This is a genomic window from Rugosimonospora acidiphila, from assembly GCF_039543385.1.
GTDB lineage: Bacteria > Actinomycetota > Actinomycetes > Mycobacteriales > Micromonosporaceae > Rugosimonospora > Rugosimonospora acidiphila.
The window spans coordinates 1-17,112 of the sequence record NZ_BAABJQ010000015.1 but is presented as its reverse complement, the minus strand read 5'-3'; the positions used below and the strand labels follow the sequence as shown (position 1 = coordinate 17,112).

Sequence of the window (17,112 nt, the reverse complement as noted above, 5' to 3'; positions counted from 1 at the left end):
GCCCCCGGCTCATCGCGGCCCCCGGCTCATCGTTGATTCGATGAGCCGGGGGCCGCGTACAGCGGGGAGCGCCGGTTGAGGGCACCCGATGCGCGGTAGTAGAGGTTGGTGACCGAGATGAGGATGCCGGTCGTGACGGCGTAGAGCGTGGTGGTCAGCGCCGGCACGGCGTCCACCGGCAGGGTGTACGCCATGGCCAGGCGTGCCGCCGCGTCGGCCAGCAGTGCGACGCCCCACATCACCGTCGAGACGCGCCACATGCGGCGGAAGCGCGGGGCCGCGCTCCACAGCCGCTCCCACGACCCGGGCCACCCCCAGCGCCCCTCCAGCATCGGGCGGGTGAACTGGTAGGACAGCGGCCGGCGGGTCCACAGGCTGCCGATGAACCACAGCCCGGCGAGTCCGGTCACCCACGCCTCCCGGGCCAGCAACAGCCGCGCGCTGCCGCTGATCAGCGCCACGCCGACGCCGAGCAGCATTACGGTCAGCGTGAACACGGCCAGGCCGTCGGCCCGCCGGTCGCGCAGTACCCGCCCGAGGACGATGGCGCCGGACACGATCGCGCCGGCCAGCAGCGCCGCGAAGGCCCCGAGCCCAGCCCAGCGCAGCCCGTAGTACGCCGCGACGGGCACCACCACGTCGGCCAGTACGCGCGCCAACACCCGGCGCCCGCTCGGCTGGGGGCGGTCGTTGCCGTTACCCGTCAGAGATCCGGTCATGCCGAAACGCTAGGCGCCGCGGGCCTCGCGCGGATCGGTCCAGGGATCGGACCGCGGCTCCGCCCGCTGGCCGAGGCGCGGGACCCCGCGGGTACGCCGTGCGGCGCCCGCGCCTCGTTCTCGGGGATGAGCGCGACGCTGGCCGTCGCACGCCCGGCTCGCGGGCTCGGTAGCGCCAGCGGGCTCAGTCGCCCTGGCGGCTCGGTCGCGCCGACGGTTTAGCAGCGCCAGCGGGTCAGTAGCGCCAGCGGGTCCGCTCGACGATGTCCTCGTCGGTGGCCCCCTCGAAGAGGGCCAGTTCGCCGCGGCGCACCACCGCCACCGTGTCGATGAGCTGCGGGCCGAGCGCCTCGGCGAGCACCGGATCGGACTCGAACGCCTCGACCGCCCGCGACAACGTGCCGGGCAGCGGCGCGATGCCCCGCGCGGCGCGGTCCGCCTCGTCGAGCCCGGCGGGGTCGACCTCGACCGGGTCGGGTAGGCGCAGCTCCTCGGCGATGCCGGCCCGGCCGGCGGCCAGCAGGGCGGCCATCAACAGGTACGGGTTGGCGGCCAGGTCGAAGCACTTGACCTCGACGTTGGCGGCGGTGGCCCGCTCGCCCACCGAACCGGTGACCAGGCGCACGGCCGCCTCCCGGTTTTCCCGACCCCAGCAGGCGAACGCGCCCGCCCAGTGCGACGGCACCAGTCGCAGGTAGCTGCCCGCAGACGGGGCGCCGATGGCCAGCAGCGCCGGCAGCCGGGTCAGGATGCCCCCGATGAAGCTCTCCCCGATGCCGGTCAGCCCGTACGCCCGGTCGCCGCCGGACATCAGGTTGGTGCCGTCCCGCCACAGGCTGAGATGCACGTGCCCGCCGTTGCCGACCCCGCCGGCGAGCACCTTGGGCGCGAAGGTGGCCCGCAGCCCGTGACGGGCGGACAGCGCGCGGATGACCTCGCGTACCAGCACGGAGGAGTCGGCGGCGCCGACCGGATCCTCGGCGGCGACCGACACCTCGTACTGGCCCGCCGCGTACTCCGGATGGATCTGCTCGACGACCAGGCCGGCGGTGGCCAGCGCGGCCAGCACGTCGCGCAGGTAGTCTGGCAGCGCGCTCAGCCGGGCCATCCCGTACGCCGGGCCCGCCCCGGCCGGTATGAACTCGTCGCCGGTACCGCTGGACACGCACCACTCCACCTCGATGGCGGCCCGGACCGACAGGGCCTGTGCGGCCAGCCGCTCGACCTCGCGCCGGGCCAGCCCGCGCGCGTCCAGCGGGTGCACCGCCCCGTCCTGGTCGTACCGGTCCGCCGGCGCCCAGGCCCAGCCGTGCGCGACCGCGAACCGGGTCAGCCGGTCCAGATCCGGATACAGCCGCAGATCGCCGACGGGGCCGCCGGCGAAGCGCCCGCGCACCAGCGAGTCGTCGTGCAGGAAGATGTCGAAGACCGGTGAGGCGCCGATGCCCCAGGCGGCGGCGTGCGGCAGCCGGGCCACCGGTACCGCCTTGACCCTGGCGATGCCGCTGGTGTCCACCCAAGTCACGGCGATCCCGACCACGCCCTGTTCGGTGAGGACGGCGGCGACGTCGCGGGCCTGGTCGGCCCTTCGGGAACGATCGAACTCTGTCATCGCGGTTGGTTCCCGGGGCGCATTCACGAACCTATATTAAGGTCACCATCTGGCGAATGGAGTAGCCGTGGCCGTGCCCTCGAATCCCGGTGTCCCCGCTGCGGACGCCGTGTCCGATCCCACCACCCGACCGGTTGGCCTGCGCCGCTCCCTGAGCGTCTGGCAGGCGGTCGGGCTGTCCGTGGCCCTGATGGCGCCGAGCATGGCGGCGAACATCAACCCCCAGGCGACCGCGTCCAGCGTGGGACGGGCGGTACCGCTGGCCTTCCTGCTCTCGGCGGTCGGCGTGCTGCTGGTCGCGTACGTCTTCGTCCGGCTCTGCCAGCACTTCCAGCATGCCGGCTCGGTCTACGCGTTCGTCGGTGCCACGCTGGGCGCCCGCGCCGGCGTGGTGGCCGGCTGGGGCCTGCTCGGCACGTACACCTTCTACGGCGTGGTCACCTCGTCGGCGGCCGGCATCTTCGGCACCGCCTTCCTGCAGAAGATCGACGTGTGGCCGCACCCGCCGACCTGGGGGCCGTTCGTGCTCGCCTTCGTCGCGCTGGCGCTGGCCTGGCTGCTGACCGTCATGCCCGCCAAGCGGGGCACCAGCGTGCTGCTGACCGTCGAGGGGCTGACGGTCGCGCTGATCCTGGTGGTCACCGTGGTGGTGCTGGTCCGGCTGCTGTCCGGTACCGCGCCCGGGGACCGGCACGCCACGCTGAGCGTGTTCACCGTGCCCCCGGGTACCGGCGGCTCCGCGGTGTTCCTCGGCGCGGTCTTCGGGTTCCTGTCCTTCGCCGGCTTCGAGGCCGCCGCGACGCTGGGCGAGGAGGCCGCCCATCCGCGCCGGGACATCCCGCGCGCGATCCTGGGCACCGCCATCTTCGGCGGCGTGTACTTCGTGGTGGTGACCGCGGTCGAGGTGATGGGGTTCGGCGCCGACCAGTCCGGCGTGGCCCGGTTCACCAGTTCCCCGTCGCTGCTGGGCGATCTGGGCAGCACCTATGTCGGGGCCTGGGTCGGCGATGTCATCACGGTCGGCGCGGCGGTCAGCGCGTTCGGCTGCTGCCTGGCGTGCGTGGTCGGCGGGTCCCGGCTGCTGTACGCGCTGGCTCGGGACACGGCGGGCCGGCGGGGCATCGGGGAGGTGTCCGGCAACGGCACGCCCGCGACCTCCGCCGCCATCATCGTGGTCGCGATGGCGGCGATCATCGGAGTGTGTGTCGCGTTCTTCTCCGCCAAGCCGACGGACACCTTCGCTTGGTCGGGGACGATCGGCACGCTGATGGTGTTGGTGGTGTACGTGCTGACCACCCTCGGCGCGATCTGGCTGCTGTTCGTGCGGCGGCTGATGCGGGTGCCCGGCTGGCAGGTGATCATCCCGCTGGCCGCGCTCGCGGTCCTCGGCTACACCCTGTACCGCAACGTCATTCCGTACCCCGCCAGCGGTCCGGCCCGGTGGTTCCCGGTCGTCGGCGGGATCTGGCTGCTCGTCGCGGTGCTCGCGGTGCTGGCCCTGCCGGGGATGGCCCGCCGGCTCGGCGCTCGGTTGACCGCGGACGGCCTCGCCCCGCCCGAGGGGCGGCCGGGCGACCCACCACGCCTGTTCACCCAACGAGACACCGACGACGCCGACGACGCCGGGCAGCCCGCGGCGGGCGGTGGTGTGGCCGGCGGTGGTGTGGCCGCGAGCGACTGATGCCGCGCACGGAATTGCTGCCCGCCGTGGCGGGACTGTCGCTGTTCGACCACCACTGCCACGGTGTGGTGCCCGCCGACCTGACGCGCGAGGAGTTCGAGGGGCTGCTCACCGAGGGCGATCGGCCGCATCCCGGCGGGTCCCTGCTCGATTCGCAGCTCGGTCTGGCCCTGCGGCGCTGGTGCGCCCCGCTGCTCGACCTGCCGAGGCACGCCGAGGCCGAGGAGTACCTGAGCCGGCGGGCGGAGCTGGGCCACGCCGAGGTCACCGGGCGCATGCTGCGCGCCTCCCGCCTGGGCGCGCTGGCCGTGGACACCGGCTTCACCCCGCTGCCGCTGCTGTCCCCGGCCGAACTCGGCGTGGCGGCCGGTGCCCCGGCCTACGAGATCGTCCGGCTGGAGCCCGTCGCCGAGGGGATCGCCGCGGCGGGCGGCACGGCCGCGGGATTCCCCGACGCGGTGCGTGCCGCCCTGGCCGAGCGGTCCCGGCACGCGGTGGGGGCCAAGTCGATCGCCGCGTACCGCGTCGGCCTGGAACTGGCCGGGCGGCGCCCCACCGATCCGGAGGTCGTCGCGGCAGCCGGCCGTTGGCTACGTGGATTGCGGCCGGGCGCACCGGTGCGGCTGGCGGACGAGGTGCTGCACCGCTTTCTCATCTACACCGCGCTGGACCTGGGTCTGCCGGTGCAGATCCACAGCGGCCTCGGCGACCGCGACGTACACCTGCACCGGTGCGATCCGCTGCTGCTCACGGATCTGCTGCGGGACACCGAGGCGGCCGGGGTGCCGGTGCTGCTCCTGCACAACTACCCGTACCACCGCCACGCGGGTTACCTGGCCCAGGTCTTCTCGCACGTCTACCTGGACGTGAGCCTGGCCCTGCACAACGTCGGCCGGCGGGCGGGTGCGTTGCTGGAGGAGGCCCTGGAGCTGGCCCCGTTCGGCAAGCTGCTGTACGCGTCGGACGCCTTCGCGCTGCCCGAGCTGTACTACCTCGGCGCCGTGCTGTTCCGGCGCGCGCTGTCCGATCTGCTGTCCGAGGGACTGGTCGACGACGCCTGGAGCGAACACGACGCCGGCCGGATCGCCACGATGATCGGCGGCGACAACGCGCGTCGCGTCTACCGGCTGCCGCACCCCGACTCCTGACGCGCGGCGTCCCGGCCGGTGGGTTCCCGGCCGGGACGCCTCACTCGAGCGCCTCAGGGTTGGCTGGTGTAGAGGGGCATCATCACGCCGAGGCCGCGCTTGGACTTCGTCGCCACGTCCGCCGACGACAGGTTGCGTACCACGCCCGCCTGCACCTCCTCGACCTGGGTCTTGAAGTTACCGTCCGGTGTGGACGGATTCGTCGACAGCGTCAGGTAGTTGGTCACCGCGTAGATGAAGGACGCCCTGGAGTTGTTGACGACGAACGCGGCCTGGTTGACGGGCATCTTGTCCACCGGATACACGAGCCCACCGAGCACCTCGGTCTGGCCGCCCAACTCGGTGTCGATTCCGGCCGCGACGTGCGCGGCGTCTCCCGCCTTCTCCAGCTTGTACCCGAGGACCCACAGGTTGCCGCCCTGGTTCAGTACCTTTCTGGTGATGCCCTCGGTGTCCAGTTGCCGGGCGTAGACGTTCTGCTTGTGCAGGATCTCCCAGTTGGCCCCGTCGACGTCGTTGATGAACAGGTCACCGGTGCCGTTGATCCCGTTCTTGTACACCGACCCGGTGTCGGTCTTCAGTCGGTTGAAGACCGAGTCCTCGATGGTGACCGGGCTCGCCGACTCGTCCTCCAGGTACCGCAGGCCGGTGAAGTAGATGCTGGTGTTGTTGGGATTGCCGAAGCGGAAGTGGTCCAGGCTCACGCTGGCCGTGTTCTCGAACAGCAGCATGGGGTTGACCGTGGTGCCCTGGAACGAGGGACCGGGCAGCAGATTCGAGGAGAAACCCTCGATCTCGCGCACGTTCTTGTTGACGACGATGGTGGAGTCGATGAGGTACGTGCCGGTGGGGAAGTAGATGGTGGTGGCGCCGGAGGCGATGGCACAGTTCACCGCGGCGGAGCTGTCTGTCTTACCGGTCTTGTCCGCGCCGAACGTGACGACGTTCGCCCACTTGGTCTTGTCCGACTCCTGGAACTCCGGTGAGTCCGCGACGGGCAGGCCGAGCGACGCGGTGCCCCCGCCGAACTGGGTGAACGGTGGCCCGGAGTCGTACTCCGCGACCGACAGGCCGGCGACGGGACTGCCACTCGCGTCCTGAATCACGGACCGGTACGCGCTGGTGGTGGCGTCAACGCCGCGGGCGTACAGCGTCTGGGAGTTCTGGATGGCGGAGACGCCGGCCTTTCCGCCGGTGAGGTGCGCGTCGACGAGGGTCACCAGGCCGAAGAGGTTCGACGCGAAGCTGCCGGAGTTCTGGATGACCGGGACCGTGTCGCTGGAGGTGAGGTTCTCGATGTTCAGCACGTTGTCGGTGTTGCTGATGCCGACCGTCGTCTGGTTCTCCAACTCCAGGTTCTGGAACGTCGTCGAGTACTGGGCGTTCGCCGCCTTGATGCCGTAGGCGAAGCCGTCGATGATGACGTTCTTCATCAGGCATGGCCCGTTGGAGTCGCGGGTCAGGTCCAGGCCGACCGCGCCGACGTGGCTGGGATCGCTGGACCGCAGCGTGACGTTGCGCAGGCCGCAGTAGTTGTTGCCGAGGTAGTCGAGAGCGGTCGCGCCGGGGTGCTTGGCGCCCACGTCGATGGTCAGGTCGAAGATGAAGTTGTCGAAGGCCTCATTGCCGCTGCCGTCGGCGACCGGATGGGCGGGGTCGGCCGGAAGCGAGCCCGTTTCGATCATCGCTTTCGGCGTGGCCGCGCTGCCGTAGCCGGCAGCGTCCGGGGTCAACTTGATGGAGGTCGTTCCCTGGTTTTCGCCCTGGAGGGTCAGCTGGGAGGCCCAGTTGCCCTTGGCGTCCTTCCAGAGCAGGGGCTTGGAGATGAGGTAGGTGCCGCTGGGGAAATAGAGGATGCGCGGACCGCCGCTCACCTGGTGAACGGTGGCGGTGATCGCGTTCTGGATGGCGGTGGTGTCGTCGGTCGACCCGTCGCCCACCGCGTGGAAGTCCTTGACGTTGACCATGCCGCCGAGGTCGTCGGGGAAGGTGCGCTCGGCGGCAATCGTGGACCACCCGGAGGGCGGCGTCCACCCCGAGGTGGCCGCCGGTTGGGCGGTGGCCGCTGACGCGTGCCGCTCGGGCATGCCCGCCGAGGCGAGGGGTACCGCGAGGAGCAGTGCGGCGGTTACGGCCAGGAGGTGCTTCTTCGTCATCGACCTGCCTCATGTCTCGAGCGGGCGTGGAGCGCTGATCCGATGAATGCTGGGTCCGGGCACGCTAACGAAGGGCTCGACAGGTTTCAATCGCCTGATCTGTACACTTGATCACGGTGGCGGCAAGGCGCAGGTCGGTGGTTCACCGGGTCAGACGCCCGGCCTTGGCGATTCTTGATCAGTTGAACGTCGGCCGCCTCGCGTACCCCGTGCCCGGCCCGGGCGAGTTGACCACACTTTGATCGTGATTTATGTTTGTCGATACGACAAACATAAATGGGCGTTTGTCGCCGGTCCGCGACCATCGGTGATGCCCTGGGATCGACTCGTGGAGGATCGGACGGTCATGAGAAGGCGTACTCTTGCCCTGTCGATGGGCATGGCGGCCCTGCTGGCCGCGCTCGGGGGATTGGTTCTGGCGACTCCCGCGTCGGCGGCGAGCGGCTGCAGCGTCACCTACGCGGTCAGCGGCCAGTGGCCCGGCGGCTTCGGGGCCAACCTCACCATCAAGAATCTGGGCGACCCCATCACCTCATGGACCCTGGTCTGGTCGTATCCGGCGGGCCAGCAGGTGACCCAGGCGTGGAACGCCACCGTCACCCAGAGCGGCTCGCAGGTGACGGCCAAGAACGTCGGCTACAACGGGTCCGTGGCGACCAACGCGACCGCCTCGTTCGGCTTCAACGGCACGTGGACCGGCAGCAACCCGGTGCCGACCAGCTTCACGCTCAACGGCACCGCGTGCACGGGCAGCGTCACCGGCAGCACCGGGCCGTCGCCCACGCCGTCGCGGACCACCGCCGGCCCGACCACGGGCCCGACCCAGCCGCCGGGCGGCGGCGTCCCGTCCGACGCGGCCTGGGTGGCCACCGGGGCGTTCGACTCCTGGACGAACAACGGCTACACGCTGAACAACGACGTGTGGGGCGGCGGCGCGGGCTCGCAGACGATCTGGGCGCGTACCGGCACCAACTGGGGCGTCGTGTCCAACCAGCCGCGTACCAGCGGGGTGAAGTCCTACCCGCACACCGGCAAGACGCTCAACCGCACGCTGTCCTCGCTGCACTCGGTGAGCAGTTCGTTCAACGTCAGCGTGCCCAGCGACGGCGACTACGAGACCGCGTACGACATCTGGGCCAACAACAACGCCTACGAGGTCATGATCTGGGCCAACCAGAAGGGCGCGGTGGGCCCGATCGCGGAGTCCTACGACAGCAACGGCGCGGTACCCAGCGCCAGCAACGTCAACGTGGGCGGCAGCACCTGGAACGTGTACCGGGGTTCGAACGGCAGCAACGCGGTCTACTCGTTCCTGCGGACCAGCGCCACCAACTCCGCCACGATCGACGTCCTGGCGGTCCTGAACTGGCTGCGCACCCAGGCCTGGTGGGGCGACGTGACGGTGGGCGACGTCCAGTTCGGCTTTGAGCTGAGCGGTACCGCAGGCCAGTCCAACTTCGTCTGCAACAGCTTTTCGATCACCTCGAGCTGATCACCTCGAGCTGATCACCTCGAGCCGAACGGGAGCGAAGCAACGGCGACGGGCGCCCGCACCGGACCAACCGGGCGGGCGCCCGCCCTTCCCGCTCGCCGCCCTTCCCGCTCGCCGCCCTTCCCGCTCGCCGCCCGCGTCACGCGTCCAGGTAGGTCAGCACCGCCAGCACGCGGCGGTTGTCGTCCTCATCGGGCTGCAGGTCCAGCTTCGCGAAGATGTTGTTGATGTGCTTGGCGACCGCCTTCTCGGTGACCACGAGCCGGCTGGCGATGCCGGCGTTCGTGCGCCCCTCGGCCATCAGCCCCAGTACCTCCCGCTCCCGCTGGGTCAGCCGCCCCAGCGGCTCGTTGTGCACCCTGCGCGACAGCAGCTGGGCCACCACCTCCGGGTCCATCGCGGTGCCGCCACCCGCGACGCTCCGCACCGCCTCGACGAACCGGGTGACGTCGGATATCCGGTCCTTGAGCAGGTAGCCGATGCCGCCGCCGCCCCCGGACAGCAGCTCGCGGGCGTAGAGCTGCTCGACGTGCTGGGACAGGATGAGCAGCGGCAGTCCGGGGATGCGTTCGCGGGCCTCGATCGCGGCCCGCAGCCCCTCGTCGGTGAAGGTCGGTGGCAGCCGCACGTCCACCACCGCCACGTCGGGGTGCTCGTCGATCAGCGCGGCGCGCAGCGCCGGGCCGTTGTCCACGGCCGCCACGACCTCCATGCCGTACGCGGTGAGCAGCCGGATCAGTCCGTCCCGGAGGAGGGCGAGATCCTCACCGATGACAACGCGCACGGCAGCTCCATGGTCAGCTCGGTCGGCCCGGAGGGCGGACTGGACACGGTGAGCGTGCCGTCGAACGCCGCCAGGCGCCGCCGGATGCCGTCCAGCCCACCGCCGGCCGTCACGCCGGCACCACCCACGCCGTTGTCCCGCACGATCGCCGTCAACGTACCGTGCTCATGGGCCAGCCGCATCCACGCCTGGGTGGCGAGGCTGTGCTTGACCACGTTGGTCAACGCCTCGGCCACCGCGAAGTAGGCGGCCGACTCCACCGGGGCGGGTGCCCGCCCGGGCAGGCGGATGTCCAGGTCCACCGGGAGCGACAGGGTCAGCGCCAGCGCGCGTACCGCGCCGTCGAGCCCGCGCTCGGCCAGCACCGGCGGGTGGATGCCGCGTACCAGGTCGCGCAGCTCGGACAGCGCCTGGCCGCTGGACTCGCGGGCCTCGGCCAGCAGCGTCAGCGCGGTCCGCGGGTCGCTGGCGAACAGCTGCTCGGCCAGCCCGATGTTCATGCCGAGCGCGACCAGGCGCGCCTGCGCCCCGTCGTGCAGGTCCCGCTCGATGCGGCGCAGCTCGGCGGCGGACGAGTCCACCACCTGCGTGCGGGACTCGGACAACTCGGTCACCCTGACCGCCATGGCTCGCCGGCCGGGCCCGAGCAGCGACGCGCTGAACAGGGCGTGGCCGCGCAGGAGGTGCGGTCCGGCGATCAGCCCGATCGGCAGGAACACCACGCCCGCCGGTATCGACAGCGCCCAGAAGATCGAGTGGCCCGGCAGCAGCAGCCAGAGGAACGGCGCGACCAGGATGCCACCCACCCCGTGCAGGATCAGACTGGCCGGCAGCGTACCGAGGGCGGCGCCGACGGGCAGGCCGGCGAACCCCCACAGCAGGTCCCGCCAGGTGGCCGGGTCCGTGAGCAGCCACCGGCACCGGCGCAGCCGGCCACCGAGCGTGCCGGCCAACTCCGGGCGCTCCGGCGGGGGCTCACGGTACGGGCTAAGGATCGTCACGCCCGACCAGTCCCGGGCCCAGCGACGCTGCAGCCCGGTCACCCGGCGCAGGCCGGCAGCGGCGACGGGCAGGGTCAGGACCCCGATGCCGAACGGCAGGAAGACGATCGACAGGAAGGTCACGATGACCAGCGCGAGCGCCACGTGCGCCGCCACCGCGATGGCCAGCCCGCGCAGGCAGCTTCGCGCGATGACGCGCAGCCGCTCCCGGATGCCCCTGTCCATCGAAGCCTCCCCGTGGCCCACACGCCGTCGGTGTCCGTCAGTCACTCCATTCTGGTCGATCCTGGCCGTCGAGCCAGTGGTGCTATGACCACCATCGCCTCGGGTATTTCTACCCGTGTGTCCGCACCCAGCCGGCGCGCATGCTCGCAGTCGATCCCGACCGACTTGCGAGGAGAGGCGAGATGAGCCGAGCTGACACCATCCACGAGCCCGGGGCCGAGGCACTGAGACTGGTCTCGGTCACCAAGAGGTACGGTACCGGCGGCTCGGCGGTCGCCGCGCTGAACGGCGTGAGCCTGACGCTGGCCCCGGCGACCTTCACCGCGATCATGGGGCCGTCCGGGTCCGGTAAGAGCACGCTGCTGCACTGCGCGTCCGGGCTCGACCAGCCGGGGGAGGGGCAGGTCTTCATCGGCGGTGTCCCGCTGCGCTACGGCAGCGAGACCGAGGTGACGAGGTTCCGCCGCGGGCGGATCGGGTTCATCTTCCAGCAGTTCAACCTGATGCCCGCGCTGACCGTACGGCAGAACGTCGCGCTACCCTCGCGGCTGGCCGGGGTGCGGGTGGACAAGCGGCGCTGCGCGGACGTGCTGACCCGGGTGGGGCTCGACCACCGCCGCGACCACCGGCCCGGTGAGCTGTCCGGCGGCGAGCAGCAGCGGGTGGCCGTGGCGCGGGCACTCGTGTCGAATCCGACCCTGATCTTCGCGGATGAGCCGACCGGTGCGCTGGACACACGGGCCGCCCGCGACATCCTCGCGCTGCTGGAGGAGTCGGTACGGGTGTTCGGCCAGACGGTGGTGATGGTGACCCACGATCCGGTGGCCGCCTCGTACGCCGACTCGGTGCTGTTCCTCGCCGACGGGCGCATCGTCGGGCGGTTGGCCGACCCGACCGCGGCCGTGGTCGCCGAGCGGATGACCCAGCTCGGGGACGAGGTCGCCGGTCGGCGCGCGGGAAGGGACTCCTGAGCCATGTTCTCCCTCGCGCTGCGTTCGCTGCGGTACCGCGTCGGCGGATTCGCGGCCAGCTTCATCAACGTGTTCCTCGGCGCCGTCGTCCTGATGGCGTTCGCCTCGCTGTTCGACACTGCGGGCGAAGCCGGAGTGCCGGCCGCCGACCACGAAACGCTGACCACGATGGGGTACGTCATCGGCGGATGGGGTGCGCTCATCGTCGCCTTCGGCGTGGCCGCCACCCTGAACCTCTCGGTACGCCAGCGCGGCACCGAGATCGGCCTGCTGAAGTCGGCCGGTGCCACGCCCGCCCAGATCGGCCGGATGATCGTGGGGGAGGCGGCCGTCGTCTCGGTGGTCGCCGCCGTCATCGCCATCCCGGTCGCCTTCTTCGCCGGGCGGGCCCTGGTGGCCGCGCTGGTGTCCAGCCACCAGATCGGCCACGCCACCGGGTACCACTTCGGCGTCCTGGCGCTGGGCCTGGGGCTGGGCGACACGTTCGCCGCCGCGGGCATCGCCGCGTTCGTCACGGCCCGCCGCGCCGCCGCGCTGCGCACCAGGCAGGCCGTCACGTCGGCCACGGTCGAGCGGCGCGGACTGGGCAGGAAGCGAGCCATCGCCGGCGCCATCTTCGCGTTCGCCGGCGTGGACTGCGCGGTGCTGACCGCCACGGTCCTGCACGACCAGGGCTTCGTCACCGAGGCGGTGGCCGGCGAAGCGTGCATTCACAGCGCCATCGCGCTCGCGCTGTTCTCTCCCGTGCTGCTGCGCCTGGTGACCGCGGTGATCGGGCCGGTTGTCCGGGCGTTCGGCGGCGTGAGCGGCCACCTCGCCGACCTCAACGTGCGGCAGCGGACCAGCCAGGCGGCCGGCGTGCTGATGCCGGTCATCCTGTTCATCGGGCTGGCCGCCGGGTCGCTGTACCTGCAGCGGGTCCAGAACCGCGCGCTCGCCGCCGGCCACGCCGCGCAGTCCGCCGACGAGAAGGCCGTGGAGACTCTCAACCTCATCATCGTCGGCATGATCGCGGTGTTCGCCGCGGTGGTCCTGATCAACCTCGCCATCGCGACCACCGTCCATCGCCGCCGGGAGTTCGGCCAGCAGCGGCTGATCGGGTCCACGCCCGGGCAGGTGCTGCGCATGCTGAGCCTGGAGACCGTGGTCACGGTGGTCACCGGCCTGGTCTTCGGCACCGTGGCGGCGCTGGCGGGGGTGGTTCCGTACAGCATCGCCCTGGCGCACCGGGTCGTTCCCGATGCCGGGTGGGCCACGTACCTTGCCGTCGCGGCCACCGCGGTGGTGCTGACCTTTGTCGCCACCCTCGGCGCCGGCGGTCGGGCGATCGAGAGGCCGGCGCTGGACGCGGTCGCCGTGGACGCCTGATCCGACGGCCCGCCCGACCCGCCCGACCCCTCGACCCCGCCTGGCCCCTGCCCGTCTCGCTTCTCGGCCCGTCTCGCTCCCCGGCCCGCCCTGCCCCGGTCCGCCCTGCCCCGGTCCGCCCTGCCCCGGTCCGCCCTGCCCCGGTCCGCCCTGCCCCGGTCCGCCTCGCGGCGGGCGGGGGCGGGGCGGCCGTCATCAGGCCCGCAACGGCTGCTCCGGCCGGCTCGACGGCGTCTGCAGCCAATCGAGGTTCTCGCTGACGCTGGCGAGCCAGTTGGCCACCTCCATGAGGCGCTCGCCGTCCGCGCCGTTGCTCGCCGTGGCGATGGCCGCCAACCGGTCACCGATCCCCGCGCCGTCCATAGGTATGACCTCGCTCTGGTCGACCCGGCCCGCCGGCAGCCTCCGCGCGAGGTCGAGGTATGCGCGCCGCAGGTGCCGCGCGACATCGTTCAGCGCGTCCGTGGCCTCCGGCCACTCGGACAGCGCCGCCACGGAGTTGCGACGCAGCAGGAATTCGGACCCGTGCAGGACATGGTTGCCCACCACGAGGTACGCCTCCCAGTACACCATCTCGAACCGTGGGTCCGGCCGCTCCCCGTAGTACTGGCAGGTCGACGCCTCGCAGAGGATGAACTCGCGATGTGGCGGCGCGAGTATCGCGTCCGGCCGGTCCCGAGACGATCCCCGACCGGTCAGCACCGCGACGGTTTTCTCGATCAGATCGGCATTGGCCCTCAGGTACGCCGAGGTCCGCTGGCGCAGCTCACCACCGGCGCCCTTGGGCCACATCAGCAGGCCGGCGGCGATACCGACGGCCCCGCCGGCCACGACGTCCAGGATCCGGGCACCGGCCAGGTGCCAGTCGGCCGGCGCGAGTTGGGCGAAGACCACCGTCACCATGGCCGTCAGGGCGGCCTGGGGCCCGATCCTGCCCGGCAGCGACGCGACCCCGAACGCCAGCAGCGAGGTGACCAGCAGGAACAGGGCGTATGGCACCGGGCCGGGAGCGAACTGGAGCAACAGGCCGGTCGCGACCGCACCGATCACCGCGCCGGCGACGGAGTGGAACAGGGTGGTCCGGGTGTTGAGGGCGGAGGTCCGCATCACCGTGAGGGTGGCCAGCAGCACCCAGAACCCGTGCGACAGGTCCAGCACCCCGGTGAGGGCCCTCGCCGCGGCCAGAGCCACGGCCAGCCGCAGGGCGCTCTGGAAGTAGGCGGACCGTGGGTTCAGGTTTTCCCGCAACTGCCGGAGGAACAGGTAGAAGTCGCCGCACTCCGCGTACCAGAGCGATCCCGACTCGGCCGGCGCCCCCTTGTCCGCCCGCAGGGTCGGGCCCCGCAGCGCGACGCGCGCGGCGACGGTCAGGAAGTCGACGTGCTGGACGATGGCCTGCAGGCCCAGCAGCAGCCGGAGCCGGTCGACCTCGTCCGGCCGCGCTCTGTCCGCGGCTGGCGGATCGAACGCCGGATCCGCCTCGTTGGGCGGGTTACCGACGTTCAATTCGCCGGATCGCAGGGCGTTGCCGGCCGCGCGCAGCGCCGTTGCGGATCGGCGCAGCAGCCCGGCCGCCTCGGCGTCGTGGCGCGACTGGACCGCGGGCCGGGCCAGGAACCGGCGCAGCAGCCCGGCGACCTCCCAGATGGTCCACGCGCAGTCGCGCAGCGCGCGGTCCCGCCGGCCGGCGGAGAGGGGTCGTTCGCTCCACGGCGTTCCGGGCACCCGGGTGGCCCGGATGGCCTCGGTGGCCCGGCGCTGCGACTCGGCGACCCCGTCGCCGTCTCCGTCTCCGGTCCGGCCGCCGGCCACCACCGCCGAGGACCGCTCGACCAGGTCGGCGAGGGCCTCCGCGGCCGCCGCGACGCGTTGCCCGTACGACACGGGTGCCGGATCCGGCCACAGCAGCACCTCCGCGGCGGCGGTGAGCGCCATCCCGATGGCCGCCCCGATCAGCCGGGACGGCAGCCCGGTGAGGTGGTGCGGGGGAAAGTTGGCGACGATGAAGAACAGTTGCAGGCCGTTCGCGAGTCCCAGCAGGCGTGGTCCGGTGGCGCTGAAGAAGGCCACCGCGAACCCGATGACGAGCACGCCGGGCACCGCGGCCCAGAGGTTCACGTTGAGCAGCGTTCCCAGGGCGACGAGGGCGCAGGTCACGGGTGTCGCCGCGAGCAGGATCCGCGACCGTTGGGGGGCCGGGCCCGGCAGCTGGATGAAGATGCCGGCGGCGATCACTCCGAAGATGACGTAGGTGGCGAGCACCTGGTTGTGGATGGCGTACAGGCAGATGTAATAGGGGGGCAGGGCGGTGATGGTCAGGCGGAGGGCCCGCAGCGAGATCCGGTATCCCGGGTCCCGGCGGCGCAGCCGTTCCAGGAGGCCCGCGCCGATCACGTGTGGCTCCCCCGATCCGCCCACGCTTGGTCAAGGGACGCCGACGCCGTCAGCGGCGTGCGGCGCGGCCGCGCGGCCAGGATGGGCGGCCCATGTCGCCAATCTAGCCGCAGGCGCGGTGTGGCGTCTTACGGATGAGCAGCCGGACAGGTGCCTCCGGATGCCCGCTGGAGACAGCCCGACCTCACGGCGCGCCCGCCGGTGGCTTCTGTCTACTGTGGACGATCATCGCCGCGCGTTCCCGTCGCGGTACCCGGTGCCGGCTAGACTGGCGTCATGTCCGTTTCGTCCCTCCACTGGGCGACGGCCGCCTCCGTGCGGCTGCGCGCGACCAACGCGTACCTGGTGGATGCCGCGCTGGCGGTCGCCGTCGCCGTACCGCTGTCGGTACCCTTCCTGACCGATCCGCCGTCACTGGTGACCGTCGCGGGCGGCTTTCTGAACGCCGGCACGGTGGTGCCGCTGGTCTGGCGGCGGCGGTGGCCGTTCGGCGTCGCCGTTGTCGTGTTCGTCTTCGCCTCGCTGGTCTCGCTCTACGGCCGACCGGGCCAGATGCTCCAGTATGGCGGGCTGGTCGCCGTCTACACCGTCGCCGACCTGGGCCGGCCGTGGCGGCGACGGTTCATCCTGGGGACGATCCTGGTCACTTTCCCGCCGGCCATGCTGCTGGTCAAGCACAACTCGGCGCCGGAGTTCATGTTCACCCTGCTGCTGCCGCTGACCGGCTACCTGCTCGGTTCCCTCGCCCGCACCGAGCGGGCCCGGCGGGAGGCGCTCGCGGACCGGGCCGTCGAGCTGGAGCGCGGGCGGGAGGCGGACGCCGCGCGGGCGGCGGCGGAGGAGCGCAACCGCATCGCCCGCGACATGCACGACGTGCTCGCGCACGCGGTCAGCGTGATGGTCGTGCAGGCCGAGGCCGGGCCGGTGGTGGTCGCCACAGACCCGGAGCGGGCCGCGCGCACGTTCGACATCATCGCCGAGGCCGGGCGGGCGGCGATGGCCCAGCTGTCGGACACGCTCGGAGTGCTGAAGGTCGAACGGGGGCCACGGGAACGCCCGCCCCGGGTCCCGTCGCCGACCGTGGCGGCGATCCCGTCGCTCGTCGACCAGGCCCGCCGCGCCGGCCTGCGCGTCGAGCTGCGGGTCGAGGGGCGCACCCGGCCGCTCGCGGTGAATGCCGAGGTGGCCGCGTACCGCATCGTGCAGGAGGCGCTGACCAACGCGCTGCGCCACGCCCGGGCCGGCTCGGTCGAGGTGCGCCTCGGCTGGGGGGAGCACCTCGACATCACGGTGACCGACGACGGGCCGGGTGCGGGCGACGACGGCCCGGGAACGGCCGGGCCCGGTGCTGGCGGGCCCGGTGCTGGCGGGCCCGGTGCTGGTGGGCCGGGTGCCGGTGGGCACGGGCTGGACGGGATCCGGTGGCGCGCCGAGGAGTGCGGCGGGTGGGCCGAGGCCGGCCCCACCCCGGCCGGCTTCCGGGTCGCGGCAAGGTTGCCGGCCACCGCGCCGGGCGCCGCGGAACGGGTGCGGCTGCCCGCCGCCGCGCGGCCGGCGCTTC

The 17,112-nt window shown here is 72.1% G+C and carries 12 protein-coding genes; 6 read left to right on the top strand and 6 right to left on the bottom strand.

What is annotated here, in order from left to right; genetic code table 11:
• Positions 1-26: 26 nt before the first annotated feature.
• Positions 27-719, bottom strand: a complete 693-nt coding sequence (locus ABEA87_RS23665) for a VC0807 family protein (protein WP_345632950.1) — start codon at positions 717-719, stop codon at positions 27-29.
• Between the two features lie 235 nt (positions 720-954).
• On the bottom strand, positions 955-2,331 hold the full coding sequence (locus ABEA87_RS23660; protein WP_345632949.1) for a glutamine synthetase family protein: 1,377 nt from the start codon (positions 2,329-2,331) through the stop codon (positions 955-957).
• 67 nt (positions 2,332-2,398) lie between these two features.
• Here ABEA87_RS23660 and ABEA87_RS23655 point away from each other — a divergent pair, with 67 nt between their 5' ends.
• Together ABEA87_RS23655 and ABEA87_RS23650 are read left to right on the top strand one after the other, a co-directional pair.
• A complete protein-coding gene (locus tag ABEA87_RS23655) occupies positions 2,399-4,012 on the top strand; it encodes an APC family permease (RefSeq protein WP_345632947.1) in 1,614 nt (537 codons plus the stop codon).
• On the top strand, positions 4,012-5,160 hold the full coding sequence (locus tag ABEA87_RS23650) for an amidohydrolase family protein (RefSeq protein ID WP_345632945.1): 1,149 nt from the start codon (positions 4,012-4,014) through the stop codon (positions 5,158-5,160). The genes ABEA87_RS23655 and ABEA87_RS23650 overlap by 1 nt, the downstream gene beginning before the upstream one ends.
• Before the next feature lie 53 nt (positions 5,161-5,213).
• Here the strand turns inward: ABEA87_RS23650 and ABEA87_RS23645 are convergent, their stop codons facing one another.
• Entirely contained in the window at positions 5,214-7,316 is a 2,103-nt protein-coding gene (locus ABEA87_RS23645) for a glycosyl hydrolase family 28-related protein (protein ID WP_345632944.1), read from the bottom strand.
• 346 nt (positions 7,317-7,662) lie between these two features.
• Between ABEA87_RS23645 and ABEA87_RS23640 the strand changes: the two genes are divergently transcribed.
• Entirely contained in the window at positions 7,663-8,808 is a 1,146-nt protein-coding gene (locus ABEA87_RS23640) for a cellulose binding domain-containing protein (protein ID WP_345632942.1), read from the top strand.
• Between the two features lie 139 nt (positions 8,809-8,947).
• Here the strand turns inward: ABEA87_RS23640 and ABEA87_RS23635 are convergent, their stop codons facing one another.
• Together ABEA87_RS23635 and ABEA87_RS23630 are read right to left on the bottom strand one after the other, a co-directional pair.
• Entirely contained in the window at positions 8,948-9,592 is a 645-nt protein-coding gene (locus tag ABEA87_RS23635) for a response regulator transcription factor (protein ID WP_345632940.1), read from the bottom strand.
• Positions 9,544-10,818, bottom strand: a complete 1,275-nt coding sequence (locus ABEA87_RS23630; RefSeq protein ID WP_345632938.1) for a sensor histidine kinase — start codon at positions 10,816-10,818, stop codon at positions 9,544-9,546. Before ABEA87_RS23630 ends, ABEA87_RS23635 begins: the two co-directional genes overlap by 49 nt.
• Positions 10,819-11,000: 182 nt before the next feature.
• On the opposite strand from ABEA87_RS23630, the gene ABEA87_RS23625 reads away from it, so the two are divergent.
• Together ABEA87_RS23625 and ABEA87_RS23620 are read left to right on the top strand one after the other, a co-directional pair.
• On the top strand, positions 11,001-11,789 hold the full coding sequence (locus tag ABEA87_RS23625) for an ABC transporter ATP-binding protein (RefSeq protein WP_345632936.1): 789 nt from the start codon (positions 11,001-11,003) through the stop codon (positions 11,787-11,789).
• Between the two features lie 3 nt (positions 11,790-11,792).
• Positions 11,793-13,157, top strand: coding sequence for an FtsX-like permease family protein (locus ABEA87_RS23620; RefSeq protein WP_345632934.1), 1,365 nt, complete (start codon positions 11,793-11,795; stop codon positions 13,155-13,157).
• A 195-nt stretch (positions 13,158-13,352) separates the two neighbouring features.
• On the opposite strand, the gene ABEA87_RS23615 is transcribed toward ABEA87_RS23620, so the two are convergent.
• Entirely contained in the window at positions 13,353-15,551 is a 2,199-nt protein-coding gene (locus tag ABEA87_RS23615) for an FUSC family protein (RefSeq protein ID WP_345632933.1), read from the bottom strand.
• Between the two features lie 276 nt (positions 15,552-15,827).
• On the opposite strand from ABEA87_RS23615, the gene ABEA87_RS23610 reads away from it, so the two are divergent.
• On the top strand, positions 15,828-17,112 hold a 1,285-nt coding region (locus tag ABEA87_RS23610; RefSeq protein ID WP_345632930.1), incomplete at its 3' end, for a sensor histidine kinase.